The organism is Bacteroides sp. BFG-606, assembly GCF_024788145.1.
GTDB classification, from domain to species: Bacteria; Bacteroidota; Bacteroidia; order Bacteroidales; family Bacteroidaceae; genus Bacteroides; species Bacteroides vicugnae.
Window position 1 is genome coordinate 3,045,800 of sequence record NZ_JANUIL010000001.1, and the last position, 14,645, is coordinate 3,060,444.

Sequence of the window (14,645 nt, forward strand, 5' to 3'; positions counted from 1 at the left end):
GTAGGGCTAAAATTGCACTGAAGTAATCGTTTCAGTAAAAAAATAAGGTGAGCAAACGCCCACCCTTAAACTATAAATCAACGTTAGAGGAAAGTTTCTCAATAACGTTATAAACCATCCTTTCCGAAATATTATATTGATCGGAAAGATATTGCATTATGTAAGTCTTTTTATGCCCTTCTTTAATCATCAGAGTGTACTCCTTGTATAGATCCAGATATTTAATATCGGAAACATTCAAGGATTTATCACACATCACTTTTAAAGCCAATGCATTCATTGATAATAGTTCGTATGCTGTCATAAGCTCCCTAAATTTTCAAGTACTTCAACCCGTTTTCCAACTGTGTTTATCTCGGTAACAGAAACCACCGGATTAGGCATCATCTGGACTCCTTTTGCAACTGCCCTAGCAAGCATATCCTCTCCCATGGTCTGGTTACTTGATGCAGTGATGTTTATTGGCACTCCTCCACCCATTTGGTTAAATGAGGAAAGAATCGGAGCAAATAATTCTGTAGCTCTCGCTGTCATTACCGATTCTCCGTTACTTAGTTGTGCCGGTATGCTATCACTCGTTCCAGTTCCCGGTCCGGTAACTAAACCTCCGGTTGCAAACTTGGCGGATTTCACAGTTTTAATAGCGGTTGCAATATTGGCAAGGATAGTAGCGACAGTTGTTGCAATAGCTGCAATATTACCGGGGAAAGGCACTGATTGCGCCTGTGCAACACCTGCAGCAATAGCCTTTCCTGTGTTTACTGCTATTTCACCCAAAGCCAATATCTTAGAGAATTTAGCCAGCCCTTCATTACTTTCTCCTAATTGTTCAGTCAGAGATATAAGTCCTCCGGTAATTTGAGCGACTGCATCATATTTAGCCTGTTCTATAGCAATCTCTTTATCTGTTAATTCTTGCTTTGCATCAATGTATGCATTTTCAGCCTCTAATTTACGCAGATTAAATGCCTCTATACTTTCACCTTCCATTTGTTGAATGGCATCTAATTCGGCTTTCCTTTGCTCAACTTTAACACGGAGAATTTCTTCTTCATTTCCATGCAGTGCAGCTATCTCCGCTTCAAAGCGAAGCTTTATTGCATCCTGTTCCTGTTTAGCAATATTGGCGTTTCGGGTATTAACCAACTCTTCCAACTGCTTGTCATACTTTGCACGTATGGCAATCTTCATCTGCTCGGTAAGTTCGGTATTAGAAAGCTCCAACTCTTGCTGTGCCAGGAGTTGATTCATTTTTAATTGATATTCCTGCTCGCTTCCGGCTTTTACAGATTCTAATTGTAAAGAGATAAGTTTTTGGCGGTTCTCAATCTCCTTTGTTATCTGTTCATCTGATAACTTCTGCAATTCTATTTCACGTTCTTTCTCTTTAGCCTTAATTGTTGCAAGTATTGCGTCTCTAGCTTTAGCTGTAAGATTCTGCTCCTCTTTAAGTTTCTTCTTTAAATCTTCAATTTCACGGGAATATGAGAGATTTATTTGCTGGCGTTGCTTATCTGCTCCATCTTTGACCAAAGCCAACATAGCATCTTCTGCCTGCCGGATAGCTTCAGTTTCTTTGTCTTTTCTCTCCTTTACAATACGAGTGTATTCTTCTGCTTGTTTTTTGGCTTCTTCGGCAGCGGCTTTGTCTTTAGCAGCAATTTCAGCTTTAATCGTATTTTCTTGCTCAAGTAATTCCCTTGTTTTATCAAATTGTTCCTTTCTTGCCTTATATACTTCAGCTTCCAACTTCGCCAACTCATCATTTACTTTTTTATTATTCTGCGCCCACTGGGATTCAATCTGCAAAGCTCTTAATTTACGTTCAGCTAATGCGACATTTCTATCTGCTTGTTCTTGTTCTAATTTATTAGCTTTCCTGACAAATTCCAAACGTTCTTTATCTGAATAATTCTCTTTATCTTTTGCCATAGTGCGAAGCTTAGAAACTTCCAATGCGTCTTTTGCATTTTTAATCTCATCTTTTCTAGCTTGCTGATCTATTGCAATCTTTTCTTTTGCAAGATCTATTGCTTCCTTATTAGAATCATTCAATTGCTTATATAATTTTCCAACAAAAGGTAATTTTTCAAGTTGTGAACTAATCCAATTGTCTAGTTTTATACCTGCTTCTACAACAGACAAGATTGCTCCTGCAACAAACTGAATAACACTCAAAAGCCCATCCAAAGCCCTCTTTAACGGAGCGATGATAATATTCCATCTATTAGATGCTTCCTCGCTTGAATTAATTGCCTTTGCGACCGCCATAACAGCCAAAGCTATAGCAGATAAGATTGCTACAATAGGATTAGCCAACAGAACAAGCAACTGCTTAGAAAAGGCTTTAACAGCTACTGTTCCAGCATTAAATGCACCTTTCAACCCTCCGGCTCCTTCTTGCATTTGCATTAGTTGTCCAATAAATGGTACATTGGAAGATACTGCATTTTTGATCGCATCCTCATAGCTTCCAACACTTCTATAAAATCTTTGTGTTTCTTCTTCAGCTCCTTTTAAAGAATCTGTAATATTATTTATACTATTCTTTAATTCTTGACCTTTGGCGGCATTCCTTTCCGCTTCTGAAAGACTATCGTACTCGGCTGTGAGGTTAGATAGTTGAGCACGAAGTTGTTTCAGGCTTCCTTCTTGTTCCTGCTCAATCTTTCGGTTATTCTGTATCTCTTTATTGAGGACACGGATAGCCTCGGTGTATTCTTGTGATGCAATCTTGGTTTCGGTTAGTTTGATATTGTAAGCATCACGACTGATTCTCCCTTTTTCTACGTCTTCCTTTAATGTTTTCTCAACCTGCTTTAAGACATCAAGTTGTTTCCGATATTCTGCAATCTTTCGGATCGCATCGTCATATCGAACTTTTATCTCTAATACTTTTTCTACCGCATTTTCTGCCATAGTTATTACAATTTTAAAAGTTTACACTCGCATATATCATTCTCTTTGGTCGTTATCTCTATGATAGCCAGATAACAACCATATTGAGCCAAATAAACCGGTATATCCATCTCTAAGTCTCGCAACTCGATACTGTTAAGACGGATATACTCGGTCACTACCTTTGCATTATTGATTAGTCCTTTGTACGTCTGATAGTTATTTGCAATTAAGGTAGTCCATTCTAGCCCCTTGAATATTCCCTTCGTGCCATCAAGCAATAATATCCGGGGATTTGTTTTATTGTATTCCAGCTCTCCTTCCTCGTTATAAGAATACAGAGGAATATAAGCAACTCCTCCTTTTGTACTGCAGGCGGAGAAAGGCAAAGTGATGGCATCACGTTCGTACTCAATCGTAGCATCATCAACCTGGATATTTCCGTCATAGTTTCCCATGACATTATCATCTTCTTTATACCGGAACCAATTGTTTTGAGCTATGTTATCAAGGGTGTACTGTAAGTTTCTAGGTGTTACGCTATTATAAGCCATTATCACACGATTCGTCCAGTCTACAGCTTTAGATTTGTTTGCAGACAGATTATCAAAGGGAATAAACTTGATCCCGTTTTCTCCATCCGGTAAGGCAAACAGACCGACCATTGAAGCAACAGCTTTAATAAAGTCTATTTGCTTGATGTCCGGAAGATTGGGAACTAGGGGAAATTTTTCACCAAAAGATATTTCATTACGATCGTACACCGTTAAAGACAATATGCTACTACTTGCTCCTGTAGCAATGGCTTTTATAGTAAAGTGCATAAATTCGTCAGATTCAATAGATACTAGATCATCAAAACTGAAAAGCAATCTAACATTAGGAGCCTCAATATATGCAGCATAGTTTTTTCTTTCTATAGTAGATACGCTAGTTATATTACCAGAAGAATCAGACTGTGACACTCTCAAATTCAAATACTGGTTATTTAAGTCCATCCCAGAATTGTATTGAACTAACATTTCAATAGTTCCTTTAACTTTCAATGTGATAGGATATTTGGGATACAATCTATCTCCATAAGGACCACCAACACTTGCATACTGTTGGGTACTATCTCCTATATAGTTTAACTTTAGATAAGAAAAAGTACTTTCTACTATCACATATCCAACCATTTGCAAAGAAGATGGGAAAGCATCGTTTATCTTTTGTGAATCATTCCTCGTTAGAAGAGGAACAATCATTTTATCTATAAAAGTCTTTTTATCAGAAGGGAAATTAAACGTTACTCCGCTTTCTTCTTGAATCTTTTCTAGGATCCATTTGACAGTAATTACCGGATGATACCACACATTTGAATCACCGGAATTAAATCCGTAATTAATCAAGGGAAATTGCGCAGAATTACTCCCTTTATTGTTCCATACTACCCAATCTGTTCCCTCTTCTGTACCATATTCCAAATCTGTCAATTTCTTATCACTACTTACTATTTCCGCAAAATTAGTTACATTTCCCCAAGACAAAGCGGTTTCGATATATTCAGACACAGATAACAAAACAACATTCGCATCTTTCACAATTATTATTCCATTTCGTAAAACATTCCCTACATGTTTAAGATATGGGAATTTAGTAGTTGAACTGGGAAGATGTGAACACTCAATCAAAGCCAGATTCTTTGCCGTTTTAGGAAGTTTTATCGTATAACTGTTATTGCTCACAATCTTACTAATATCAGTGAGCAGATTGCTTTTATAGTTCAGGCTAATATCAGTATCTCCGACATCTACCTTATCACCATTAATATATAATTCGTCTCTTGTCATAGCATCTGTGTAATAGTTTCCGGCATAGTTATTTGAATTTCAAAGTCTTGAAGGTCTGCTCCATTATCTGTGAATGAGCCAGCTACAATATTAACCGGTATCCAGTTTTCATCAATATACATATCGACAATAGGAGAAGAATGGATAGAAGATAACATATTGAATGTTTCTCGTTCTACAAGTGTAGCACAAGCCTTTCGTGTCGTTTGATATGTTTTGCCTTGATAACGGCTCATTCCATTGTAAACGTATTTTATATCGCTGTAATCAACGTTTAATTGCTCTCCTTCATTGGAAGACTGTCCGGTCAAATCCCCCTCCTGAAAAAGCCAATACTGGAGGAATCCGTGACGATCCAGCCAACGCAAATATATTCCCTTAGTGCAATCATTGAATAGAACCTTGATAAGCACAGCATCATCAGGAAGAGGTTTAAACGTCCGATCGAAAGTATATTGAAATGTGCTGGGAGCCTCTGGGGTATTAAGCATCTTAATCATGCCGAACTCTTTTGCATCCTCGAATAATTCGGAGAAATCTTTGTGTAATAACCCGGATTTTTCAACTTCAACAGGGGTGTATTCTTCCGCATCATATCTTACATTTATTTCCCCATTGCTATAAATGGAAATAGTAGAAGGTAAGTTTCTGAACATAGTAACTGTCCTTGAAGGATTAAACACTTCCCCTATATTCATAGCCCCCCAAATCACATTTATATAAAATTCAAATGTCGGACCATCAACATCAATTTGAACATGAATGTTTTTTGAATTAGGTATAGTTGCATAATCGAATCTAAGTAGTGTTCTTAGATATTCTGAAATGTCGATAGATACCTTACCAGATATAGGTTCCCTCATATCTGAATAGTCTCCAACATAAAATATAACAGAACCCGTTAAATTATCTATCGTTATAATCTGCGGATTAAAAGCAAAACAAGTTTCATCCGGATATGTTATCGTATGTCCATTAAACTCCTCTGTTCTCATTGCTATTTAAATTTATATGTTCAATATCTCTTTCGAATATGCCGAAAACTTTCTCCATGACAGCCTGAATTGTGCGTTCTATTTCTTTTGAGTAAATATCATCTCTACCTCCGTCTCTATAAAGCTGCGTCCCCTCTCTTGCGATCTTTCTCGCTGTAAGATAAGCTACTGATTTGGGATTTTTAAATATTAATCCTTTAGCTACTATCCAATCATAAATTGTTTCATAAAATCTTTTGGGGACTCTACCTGACCTTCTTCCTGTTTCTAGTGTGCCGAATGCTTTTCTTCCCCAAAGAATACCACTGTTTTCTGTTATTTCAACCCGTAAGCTGGCAATAGTTTTTCCGCTAGCTTTTTGCCTCGCTCTTATATGATTATCGATTATCCTTTGGCAGAGATCAGTTAATTCAAACTTTAAAACCCCTAATACTTCATCCTTTCCTTCCATATATGATTTCTTTTATGTCTTTCCCATAACATAACCCAATCCCGTTAATTTCTTTGGGAGTCAATTCTATCACAACTCCAGTAACATTAACATCTAGCTTATCATACACGACAGAGTAATAAATGTCTCCTTCTATATACTCGAATAGACGGCTTTCATTTGCACGAAGAATAAATTCTCTTGCAAGATTCTTACATTTCTCTACAATGAGGTCATTATCTTCACCGTCAAAATCAAAATCAGTTTTATCTAAAAAGGCAATCAACATATTAGGATAATCCTTTAACTGATTTTTCCCCATGTTAAAGCGTCCAGAAACAGGAAGTACATTTACCACTGCCGGAAAAGGAAGCTTATCTAATCTCAAATTGGCGGTTTGCCAATTATCAAAAACATAGGTCAACCCCTCCATCTTATCAACTACGCTTTTTATCTTTTGCTCTACTGTTGTCATAATAATATCATTTTGTTATATCTGCTCAGTGAACAATTCTCATTTTCTTTTTAAAAATGTATCACTTTGACAGTTTGTTATTTCTTGCATACACTTCCTGTAATCTTCTCTGAAACTTTGCTTTTTCAGAATCAATATCCAGACATTTGTAGATACGAATCCACGGCACCTTTTCAACATCTTCATGATTGGCAATCCCCATTCTTAATGCGTAATGGTCTATCATTCCAAACATTCCAAATGAAAGTTTCTCAACTCCGGCCTGCTTTTCTTCCTTTGTAGGTTTTACGCTTGTGGAAGAAAAGAGTTTATTTATCCGATCTACCTCCGTTATCACCCACATGGAGAATCCCAATATGGTTTCCGCTTTTGCAGATAATATTTCCTTTTCTTCCATACAAAGAAGCGTCTTACAAGGAATCAACGCAACATCTTTAGAATCTGCCATAGACTGAAGCATTATCAGCTGTCCCATGGTTATATCATTCAAATCGGAAGGAGTGCGTTTATTCCCGATAAATTCCGGCTTCGGAAGTTTCTCAATCTGCTTTCTCAATCCTTCCTGATCTCGGCAAACATCACTCTTTATCAAAAATTCTTTTATTGTCATATCTGTCCTAATTTTGCTTTTGGTCTACGTATTATAGGTTTTTCCGCTAACTTATTTAATGCAACATAACGGACCGCATCGAGCGCATGATTAAACTTGTCTATCGGTTCATTCGTAATTTCTCCAGTCATTTTGTTTTCTTTCCATTTGTAATTTCTCAACTCTCGAATAAGGTTTAAACTCCTTGTTGTTACACACATTTCATACCTCTGTAAGATCTGAATACCAGTTCTAATTGAGTCTGGACCTTTTAAAGAAGGCTCAATACGTGTAATCCCATAATTAAATATTTCTTGTATAGACTTCTGTTCTGCAGAATCTGCAACTACGTCACAAGTTTTATCCCGGAGCCTATTGGCTATCTTATCATTGGTAAGCCCCCTTTCATAACACTGTTCATCAAGCCATAACTTACCATCATTCAGATACACGTCAACAATGGATGTAGGATCATTAGTAAAGCCAAAATCCAATCCTCTACCAATCAATCTCGCTCCGGTCGGTACTTCTTCAACTTGCTTCCACCTAGAATAGATGATACCAACGGCACGCCCTGTCAACCCCAAGCCATATACCTTCCACCAATTATCATCATCTTTATTTGATTCTATTTCAGCAATTTGTTGTTCTGAAAGAAAAGGGTTATTTTTATACGTAGAATGAATTTCTATCGTGCCCTCTCTCGTTTGCAACCCCTTCATCTCATACCAGAACTCCGCATCTGGATTCCAATCAATAAAAATACATTCTGTTGTACGAACGGATAACTGACGATATATTTCATATCCAATCCGGTTACATTCGTTAATAAACAGAATATCACGCCTTGAACCTTTCACTTTACCCCAATCATCAGCAGAAAAGAATCGAATCTTTGTTCCAGTATTGAATGTATAGATATGATCCGTTTCATTCTTGCTATAATCCAACCCTTCTACTAATCCCTCATTTGAAAGAATATCATCAATATCATATATCGCACCACGCTTCAAATGTGGAAGGCTTTCAGAAACAATGTCTATTACACGCTTTTTAGAATTACCAGTTGCTATGGTGGTAAAGAGCGATACCAGTGAATACGTCTTTCCCGAACGAGTCCCCCCTTTGTTTGCAATAAGTCTATAACCGGAAAGCCATGCTTTAAGATTTTCAAGATATACATAAGTCACATCCATCAAAACTTCTTTAACTTGTTTATCAAATCCGCTTCTTCCTGATTCTTGACTACAACGGTCAATCCGGTAGAAACTTCTCCGGAATGTTCGGTGTTCTGTTTGTTCTTCCACCTGTCAGGAGCAAGGTTTGTGAGAAGGAATATTCCGGCTCCCACATTAGGCTCAACACGGACATTTTTTCTAACTTCCTTTTTCAACTTCTTTTTCTTGCCTTCCATGTAGTATTCGGAAGAAACTTGTTCGTATTCATACCCGATGGCAGACCTTGCAAGGGAAGAAACTACATTACGTTCTAGTCCATTCTTAAAACGTTCTTTCCCTTTTTTTATAGCATTCGAAAAAACCGAATTTTCAAGCCAATTATAGTAGGTTTGAGGGTCTATATTGAAGTGAGAACAAAAATCTTTCAGCTTTGCCCCTCCGTACTCCATGAGTCCGTTTTCGCTAACCCACAACTCACATTCTCCTATTATTTGTTCATTAAACTTTGCCATAGTATATACTTTCACAAACTAAAAATACCGAATAAAGCCCTAATAGGGCTTATAGTAGCATACAAAACTATTGAAGTAACTGTTTCAGTAACCCACCAGCTTCCTTCATACATTCCGCCAGTAGGTTTTCTTGGTTCATAATAATCATTCTCTATTTTCAATTTTTTCTTTAAGATTACTGTATTCGTCCTCAATACACTTTCTTATCTTTTCTGCATCTTCGTAACGTTCAGCCTTTATTAGCTCTTTTTTAAGACTTTCAAGCTGATTGATGTATACGATGTCATTACGGTCCGTTACATGATGAATATAACTTTTGATGTCATTCAGCTTATCCTCCATGCGTTTGTGCCATTTGCTTATCAAAATTACAATGATGGCAACAGTTGTGGCATTGAGGATGAATAATGCTATTATGATGATTAAGTCTAATACTTCACTTGTTGGCATGGCTATTCCTCCACTAGTTTTAATGCTTCCTGTATTCCAGCTTCCAATGCTTCTTCGTAGGTGCTGTAATGGGTAAGGGGTCTATCCGACAATCCTACCATGTCATGGTTTGGAATCCTTAGTATGTCATATATCCAAAAATTCCCATACATATAGGATATTTCAACATGCAGGTTCTTGGTTTCACGAAGCCATTTTTGGGCTAATGATTGTGTTGGATAAACAAGATATTCAAAGCCTTTGTCCAATAACATATTCAAAGTATCTATCGTTATAAATTTATCTTCCATATTATTTCTCCTTTCCTCTAAAGTGTTCGATTAGTTCTTCTACGGTAGCCTTGTGATAATTTCCCATATTGGTATCTTCGGGTATATAGTCAAAAATTAATGTCTTATATATTGTTACACACGGAGCACAACAATTAGTTCTAGGATGGTAAGCCCATTCTTTCCCATTTGTAAACCATTGATTCTCATTTGTATCATCCCTCAATGCGGCTATGGCAAGGAAAAGATCTTCGTTGGTTCCGCAATCGAGAAATTTTCCACATAAACGGCTATGTTTATCAAAAGGAATATCAAAAGTATTTGCAATTACATAGTGTGGAGTATCAAATCCCTTTTCTTCTGAATATTGATAAGCCCATATTATATTGCAATCATCCGTCCATTTAGGAGAGTTTTTGATATATCCCAACTCTTCCAACTTCTTCCGGATTTCCGGTGTATTTTTGCGTATAAAACACGGTGTTATAAACCCCATAGTTATTTGTTTTTAACTCAGTTAAATACTTAACAATCCAATTCTCTTCAATCTTTTTCTAAAATTCTTTTCATTCAAGGCTTGATCGTAATAACAATCAGGTTCTATAACCGTTTCTGACTTTGTTATAGGAAGTCCATTCAGCCCAATCGAAACTTTATGTATAATAGAAGCCTTTTTGATTTCCCCTGTTTTTCGATTAAAAGAAAATAAAATATGTCCCGGATTCTTCTTAATCTTATTAACCAATTTATATTCTGTTTGCTGCTTTTGCAGATATTCTATCTGTTCCTTAGAAAGATTATCTTTTGTTATAATAGGTATTATATCCATTTAGTTATTTGTTTTTAAGTTCCTCTAATATTTTATTTCTACTGATAATCCCATACGATAATGGATAAGATTATCTGAAAATTCTTTTTAACCCTACGTTCACAGCATCCCTCTTGGCTTCATCAGACGGATGGACGTATACATTAAGAGTAGTGCTTATATCCGAATGTCCCAAAATTGTAGAGACAGTCTTTATGTCAATCTTATTTTCGATAAGAGTGCTGGCGAATGTGTGCCGAAGACCATGAAACTTAATACAATGATCCAATTTTACTTTATCCAAAATAAAGGTTTGGTAATATACACGCAAGCTTCTAGGCTCGATGAACTTTTCATCACAAGTACATATATAGTAATCAGGATTGCAGACAGCGGCAAACTTTTTGACTACAGGAAGAATATCTTTTAGGATCGGGATATATCTATCTGAAGATGTTGTTTTCGGAGATCCAATCTCAACCTTAGTTTTTTTTCTTGCAGTGCCGATATTATCAGGAATATATATACGTTCCATTGTTTTATTTACATGGATCGTCTTATTATCCAAATCAATATCTTTCCATTGAAGCGCACAAACCTCGCCAATCCGCATGCCGGTACAAATGGTAAGAAGTACTCCGAGATTGCGAGGAGAAGGATTGTCTATTACATAATCTACAATTTTCTTATATTCATCCGGTGTATATCTTTCCAATTTAGGCGCAGCGATTTTGTTTTTAGTAGGCCAGACTATTTTCCAAGAAGTGTCCGGAACGATAATATCCAATTCATCTGAAGCAAAACGGATAAGCATTTTTAAAACTATGAGTATATCTGAACAGTATTTCTTTGATTTACTCCCTGAATCAAGGAGTTCGTAGATGAATGACATTACCACCTTCTTATTCAGTGTTTCTACATCTTCGTTTCCGAATTTAGGCTTTATTACATTGATAAATATTAGTTGATAACAAGATAGTGTTGATTCTTTAACCTGCCGTTTCTTTATAGGCAACCATTCGGCATAAACATCAGTCAATTTCATTTTTTTGTATTATTTCATCATTAATATTAGCTTTAATTATCTCCGAAAAAGCAAGAGGGTCATCTTTCCGATTGAGAAGAATATACTTTTGTTTTACTTCCTTAGTCAAAACATCACCATGATATACATATCCCATCATACCACGAATTGACAGGTTAAGAAGTAGGATAGGTATCGAACGTGCAGACAACTCCCAGCATGTTACCATATTCTGTGAGGGAAAATGTTCCCATGGCATCTTTTTACGACAACGTTCCCACCAGTCAGCAATTATCATAGAGCCATTCCCTGCCGTAGGTTCATGAATTGAACCGGATTGAATTGTCAACTCCGAACAAAGAACTCCAAGAACATGCGGAGTGAAATCCTGCTTTTTCTGTTTTCGTTCTGATAATTCAGTTTCATATATCTCTTGAAACCAATCATAAGACATGTCTCCGTTATTCTTGCGAATAAGTTCCTTATAAACTTCGTCTCTAGCATCTATATTCCCATCCAGTAAACTCATTACAGCACTAGGAAGATCCTTTAAATCTTCTATATTGAAAAGACTAAATAACTCTTCTTTCTTCATATCCTAATTTTCTTATAATTTCGATTGTTTTTCTTTTTGCCTTACGAGCGTCAAAAGCCATTCCTTTAGCAGTGCTATACAAATAATTGTAAGGTTCAAATACAATAGTACCTTGCTTTATATAACCGATTACACGTTCTACGGCTGCATGACATAGTTCATCTACTTCCGAATAAGATACAACCCCATTCTTTACCAGTCTTTTTTTAAGCAAAGGCAAATGACTATACATTTCATTAATAATTAGGGTGTAATCATTTGTCTCTATTGCATCTATAACCTTACCAAGATATTTCTTAGCTCTAGTATATACCTCAATGGCAGGAACAGTTCTTTTAATGGCACATACTTCTTGAATCTTTTGGGACATATATTCACTTTTTTCGTAAACAACAATGCGGCCATTCTCGTTCGTTATTATGACATCCTTTACCGCATCAGTGGAGGGCTCGATATTCCTATCTACGAAAAAAAGAAGTTTTGGAAGACTTAAACAAATATACCTAGCATTGCGGCTAATTGTCACAGCTCCTCCACGAGTACTCAATACCCTGCCACTCTTTATTACTCTTACTTGAAGAGTGGAGATATTCATCTCATATCTGGGGTAACCGGGAATTATCTTCCATTCTGTTTCGCTCATTTCTTCTTTGGTTAAATTTTACTTTCTAAACCCCATATCCCCGCTTGTCTCCCAGATGGGTGACTGTAGAGGTAAAGGAGTAATGATATTCGCTGTATTGGCTCATTTCTATATTGTTATGAATTAAATTTTTCTTCTATATCTTGATAATCTATACAGCTTATAGGAATACATAAATCAGGTTCTTCTAATTTGATGTCAGGTCCATAACATTCTATCTTTTTAGCACAATTAATACAGAGATATTCTTCATTTTCCATAATGTTCCTTTCTGATTTGTTTTACGCAAATCCTTGATAATCCTTCAAGAACTTGCAAGGGTTAATTAATTGTATTTATCAAGTAGTCCGCCAACCGGTAGACTAACAGGTAAAATAAGATGTTCACTCCTAGGAGAAGGAGGAGGTTTAGGAGTATTCTCATTGTTTGATTATATTTTAGCAATATAAGGATTTCCAACACGGATAGAAGCTCTTTCAATAGCATCCTTATCTCCGCTTTCCACAAGTTTTTTCTCTTGTTCAAGGTATTCGACATAAGATATACTATTGTTTTCACGTTCTTCAACTTCTTTTTGACGCTGCAAACGATATTGTTCACGTTCATGCCGATCAATTCCTTTTCTCCTTTCCGATATATATTCAAGCATAGCACTTGTTATCTTCATAGGATCAATAGCCCCGTAAAACCTCCCATATTTGCCAGATTTAAAACGGGCTATGAAAAAACATATTTCAGCGGCATTGATATAATAATACTCCGAAAGAAATATTGCAGCCAATTCCTCAAGTTGAGCCTTGGCTATCTTTGTAGATACCTCTGCAAAATCATTCAACGTTCCAAATTGAATTTTAAGCCACTCTAAAGGTGTTTCATCCCCATAAGTAGAAGCCAAAAGCCCCAAACTTGGTATTTCAAGATTTAAAGCTAAATCTGCGTGTGTAGCATTACATCTGACAATTTTAAACTGCAAATCCGGGTTATAATCAAGAATGAACTGTGCCGGATCAGGGTATTTGTCCAATAATGCCCTCTGCTTCAAGCTCCTTTCTCTTTTTTGCGGCAGCTTCTCGGACGGTTGTAGCGACTGCAAGAACTGAATCACGTTTTCGCTGCTCGCTATCTTGTTGATTTTTACTAATCCTTGTTCCATTGTAGTTACCTTCTAAAATTTTAATGAAATTTGTCGGTCTGAATATCCAATCAAAGTCACATCTCCAGTTTTGGTTGTTATGCCCCAAAAGAAATGCCGATTGAGAAACATTATTGAAAACAGTCATGATAGCCTCTTTCCCATGCTCGGTTGCCCTTGCCCTTATAGCCTTCTTGCGCTTATCAGTCATTGTAGTAACCTCTGGGAGCTTCCCACTAAACATTTTGTTAAACGTATCCATAAGAGCATTGTAATTTATCTTATCACTCTCATTGCTTCCCTGTGGTGGGACTTCCCCTTGGGGGGAATTATAAGGGGGATATTCTTCTTCTCTTTCTACTTCTATTTTAGTAACGTATTGTTCCGTGAATGATACGGTAGTATTACGTGATTGTTCCGTGATTAATAAGTGAATATTCTCTTTAACTCTGTCTATTAAGCATTTAGGTATGTTCAAATCCTCATAATTTGGTTTGTTGATTACTTGATGCCGAGTGAAATTTGGCAGATATATGAATCTTTCCCCCTTATAGGAAAGCAGACATATAAATCCGTTTATCACAAGCTCGTTCATCCATTTTTCAAACTGTTGAATTTGGATTTGGTCATACGGAAATATTTTAGACTTTAGCCAAACAGAATCACCTATCACGATTCCTATATCATCAGAGAAATTCCATAGGCCTATATAGAGAAGTCTTGCATCCCTTGTAAGGCGGCCTATTTTGGTATCATCCCAAAACTTTGGCTTAATCATTCTATTCCGTGCCATGCTTGTTATATAAATGTTTATC

At 36.6% G+C, this 14,645-nt stretch carries 19 protein-coding genes; all 19 read right to left on the reverse strand.

The annotated features are described in order from the left end of the window. Window positions 1-70 precede the first annotated feature (70 nt). Window positions 71-304: a hypothetical protein gene (locus NXV01_RS10885; protein ID WP_259022392.1), complete on the reverse strand. Its 234-nt coding sequence runs from the start codon at window positions 302-304 to the stop codon at window positions 71-73. Beyond that, window positions 301-2,919: a hypothetical protein gene (locus NXV01_RS10890; protein ID WP_259022393.1), complete on the reverse strand. Its 2,619-nt coding sequence runs from the start codon at window positions 2,917-2,919 to the stop codon at window positions 301-303. Before NXV01_RS10890 ends, NXV01_RS10885 begins: the two co-directional genes overlap by 4 nt. A gap of 5 nt (window positions 2,920-2,924) precedes the next feature. Further along, a complete protein-coding gene (locus NXV01_RS10895) occupies window positions 2,925-4,730 on the reverse strand; it encodes a hypothetical protein (RefSeq protein WP_259022395.1) in 1,806 nt (601 codons plus the stop codon). Continuing rightward, window positions 4,727-5,725, reverse strand: a complete 999-nt coding sequence (locus NXV01_RS10900; RefSeq protein ID WP_259022397.1) for a hypothetical protein — start codon at window positions 5,723-5,725, stop codon at window positions 4,727-4,729. The genes NXV01_RS10895 and NXV01_RS10900 overlap by 4 nt, the downstream gene beginning before the upstream one ends. Then, the gene (locus NXV01_RS10905; RefSeq protein WP_259022399.1) at window positions 5,706-6,176 is read right to left on the reverse strand and encodes a hypothetical protein; all 471 of its coding nucleotides are present in this window, start codon (window positions 6,174-6,176) and stop codon (window positions 5,706-5,708) included. The genes NXV01_RS10900 and NXV01_RS10905 overlap by 20 nt, the downstream gene beginning before the upstream one ends. Continuing rightward, a complete protein-coding gene (locus tag NXV01_RS10910) occupies window positions 6,160-6,630 on the reverse strand; it encodes a hypothetical protein (RefSeq protein ID WP_259022400.1) in 471 nt (156 codons plus the stop codon). Before NXV01_RS10910 ends, NXV01_RS10905 begins: the two co-directional genes overlap by 17 nt. A gap of 61 nt (window positions 6,631-6,691) precedes the next feature. After that, the gene (locus NXV01_RS10915; protein ID WP_259022401.1) at window positions 6,692-7,240 is read right to left on the reverse strand and encodes a hypothetical protein; all 549 of its coding nucleotides are present in this window, start codon (window positions 7,238-7,240) and stop codon (window positions 6,692-6,694) included. Then, window positions 7,237-8,415: a PBSX family phage terminase large subunit gene (locus tag NXV01_RS10920; protein ID WP_259022402.1), complete on the reverse strand. Its 1,179-nt coding sequence runs from the start codon at window positions 8,413-8,415 to the stop codon at window positions 7,237-7,239. The genes NXV01_RS10915 and NXV01_RS10920 overlap by 4 nt, the downstream gene beginning before the upstream one ends. Next, window positions 8,415-8,909 carry a hypothetical protein gene (locus NXV01_RS10925; protein ID WP_259022403.1) on the reverse strand — a complete coding sequence of 165 codons (495 nt, stop codon included), beginning with the start codon at window positions 8,907-8,909 and terminating at the stop codon, window positions 8,415-8,417. Before NXV01_RS10925 ends, NXV01_RS10920 begins: the two co-directional genes overlap by 1 nt. Window positions 8,910-9,053: 144 nt before the next feature. Further along, window positions 9,054-9,359 carry a UvrB/UvrC motif-containing protein gene (locus NXV01_RS10930; RefSeq protein WP_259022404.1) on the reverse strand — a complete coding sequence of 102 codons (306 nt, stop codon included), beginning with the start codon at window positions 9,357-9,359 and terminating at the stop codon, window positions 9,054-9,056. A 2-nt stretch (window positions 9,360-9,361) separates the two neighbouring features. Beyond that, complete coding sequence (locus NXV01_RS10935; RefSeq protein WP_259022405.1) at window positions 9,362-9,649, reverse strand: hypothetical protein; 288 nt, start codon at window positions 9,647-9,649, stop codon at window positions 9,362-9,364. Window position 9,650: 1 nt separating this feature from the next. Continuing rightward, on the reverse strand, window positions 9,651-10,124 hold the full coding sequence (locus NXV01_RS10940; protein WP_259022406.1) for a hypothetical protein: 474 nt from the start codon (window positions 10,122-10,124) through the stop codon (window positions 9,651-9,653). Window positions 10,125-10,145: 21 nt separating this feature from the next. Beyond that, a complete protein-coding gene (locus NXV01_RS10945; RefSeq protein ID WP_259022407.1) occupies window positions 10,146-10,457 on the reverse strand; it encodes a hypothetical protein in 312 nt (103 codons plus the stop codon). 70 nt (window positions 10,458-10,527) lie between these two features. Next, complete coding sequence (locus tag NXV01_RS10950; protein ID WP_259022408.1) at window positions 10,528-11,481, reverse strand: site-specific integrase; 954 nt, start codon at window positions 11,479-11,481, stop codon at window positions 10,528-10,530. Next, a complete protein-coding gene (locus NXV01_RS10955; RefSeq protein ID WP_259022409.1) occupies window positions 11,468-12,055 on the reverse strand; it encodes a hypothetical protein in 588 nt (195 codons plus the stop codon). The genes NXV01_RS10950 and NXV01_RS10955 overlap by 14 nt, the downstream gene beginning before the upstream one ends. After that, window positions 12,033-12,698 (reverse strand): hypothetical protein, encoded by a 666-nt coding sequence (locus NXV01_RS10960; RefSeq protein WP_259022411.1) that lies wholly within the window; start codon window positions 12,696-12,698, stop codon window positions 12,033-12,035. The genes NXV01_RS10955 and NXV01_RS10960 overlap by 23 nt, the downstream gene beginning before the upstream one ends. Window positions 12,699-12,814: 116 nt before the next feature. After that, window positions 12,815-12,958 carry a demethylase gene (locus NXV01_RS10965; protein ID WP_117611133.1) on the reverse strand — a complete coding sequence of 48 codons (144 nt, stop codon included), beginning with the start codon at window positions 12,956-12,958 and terminating at the stop codon, window positions 12,815-12,817. Between the two features lie 170 nt (window positions 12,959-13,128). Then, window positions 13,129-13,740 (reverse strand): DUF6633 family protein, encoded by a 612-nt coding sequence (locus tag NXV01_RS10970; protein ID WP_259022413.1) that lies wholly within the window; start codon window positions 13,738-13,740, stop codon window positions 13,129-13,131. After that, on the reverse strand, window positions 13,706-14,623 hold the full coding sequence (locus NXV01_RS10975; RefSeq protein ID WP_259022415.1) for a hypothetical protein: 918 nt from the start codon (window positions 14,621-14,623) through the stop codon (window positions 13,706-13,708). Before NXV01_RS10975 ends, NXV01_RS10970 begins: the two co-directional genes overlap by 35 nt. Window positions 14,624-14,645 lie beyond the last annotated feature (22 nt).

Coding starts and splice junctions, on each gene's coding strand:
- NXV01_RS10955 (WP_259022409.1), bottom strand. CDS start 12,055: ATGAAGAAAGAAGAGTTATTTAGTCTTTTCAATATAGAAGATTTAAAG.
- NXV01_RS10960 (WP_259022411.1), bottom strand. CDS start 12,698: ATGAGCGAAACAGAATGGAAGATAATTCCCGGTTACCCCAGATATGAG.
- NXV01_RS10885 (WP_259022392.1), bottom strand. CDS start 304: ATGACAGCATACGAACTATTATCAATGAATGCATTGGCTTTAAAAGTG.
- NXV01_RS10920 (WP_259022402.1), bottom strand. CDS start 8,415: ATGGATGTGACTTATGTATATCTTGAAAATCTTAAAGCATGGCTTTCC.
- NXV01_RS10945 (WP_259022407.1), bottom strand. CDS start 10,457: ATGGATATAATACCTATTATAACAAAAGATAATCTTTCTAAGGAACAG.
- NXV01_RS10900 (WP_259022397.1), bottom strand. CDS start 5,725: ATGAGAACAGAGGAGTTTAATGGACATACGATAACATATCCGGATGAA.
- NXV01_RS10905 (WP_259022399.1), bottom strand. CDS start 6,176: ATGGAAGGAAAGGATGAAGTATTAGGGGTTTTAAAGTTTGAATTAACT.
- NXV01_RS10975 (WP_259022415.1), bottom strand. CDS start 14,623: ATGGCACGGAATAGAATGATTAAGCCAAAGTTTTGGGATGATACCAAA.
- NXV01_RS10910 (WP_259022400.1), bottom strand. CDS start 6,630: ATGACAACAGTAGAGCAAAAGATAAAAAGCGTAGTTGATAAGATGGAG.
- NXV01_RS10965 (WP_117611133.1), bottom strand. CDS start 12,958: ATGGAAAATGAAGAATATCTCTGTATTAATTGTGCTAAAAAGATAGAA.
- NXV01_RS10950 (WP_259022408.1), bottom strand. CDS start 11,481: ATGAAATTGACTGATGTTTATGCCGAATGGTTGCCTATAAAGAAACGG.
- NXV01_RS10930 (WP_259022404.1), bottom strand. CDS start 9,359: ATGCCAACAAGTGAAGTATTAGACTTAATCATCATAATAGCATTATTC.
- NXV01_RS10940 (WP_259022406.1), bottom strand. CDS start 10,124: ATGGGGTTTATAACACCGTGTTTTATACGCAAAAATACACCGGAAATC.
- NXV01_RS10925 (WP_259022403.1), bottom strand. CDS start 8,909: ATGGCAAAGTTTAATGAACAAATAATAGGAGAATGTGAGTTGTGGGTT.
- NXV01_RS10890 (WP_259022393.1), bottom strand. CDS start 2,919: ATGGCAGAAAATGCGGTAGAAAAAGTATTAGAGATAAAAGTTCGATAT.
- NXV01_RS10895 (WP_259022395.1), bottom strand. CDS start 4,730: ATGACAAGAGACGAATTATATATTAATGGTGATAAGGTAGATGTCGGA.
- NXV01_RS10935 (WP_259022405.1), bottom strand. CDS start 9,649: ATGGAAGATAAATTTATAACGATAGATACTTTGAATATGTTATTGGAC.
- NXV01_RS10915 (WP_259022401.1), bottom strand. CDS start 7,240: ATGACAATAAAAGAATTTTTGATAAAGAGTGATGTTTGCCGAGATCAG.